We start from the raw sequence: 294 nt of genomic DNA on the forward strand, positions 1-294 counted from the left end.
GACGGCGAGCAGGGCGACCGCGACCGCCACCGAGAGGCACACGGCCGCCCAGCGGGCGCAGATCCGGCGGCACTCGGCACGGTAGCGGGCGGCCAGCGCGCGGCAGCGGCCCACCGCGCGGTCGACGACCTCCTCCGCATACCGGAGGCGGTCGTCGGTGTACGCCTGCTCCAGGGCCTCCCGGTCGTCCGGCCCGAGCCAGGGGAAGCGGTCGGCGAAGGCCCGGGCGTCCCGCTGGGCGGCCGCGACCTCCGCCTCCCAGGCGAGGTAGCCCTCCAGCCTGGCGATCTCCAG

General features: G+C 77.9%; 1 protein-coding gene. It reads right to left on the reverse strand.

Annotated features, from left to right (window positions below; genetic code table 11):
* Positions 1–294, reverse strand: a 294-nt coding sequence (locus BI06_RS51470) for a hypothetical protein (RefSeq protein ID WP_158516492.1), incomplete at both ends; no start/stop codon positions are given.

Source organism: Kitasatospora sp. MBT66, assembly GCF_000710405.2.
In the GTDB taxonomy this organism is placed as follows: domain Bacteria; phylum Actinomycetota; class Actinomycetes; order Streptomycetales; family Streptomycetaceae; genus Kitasatospora; species Kitasatospora purpeofusca.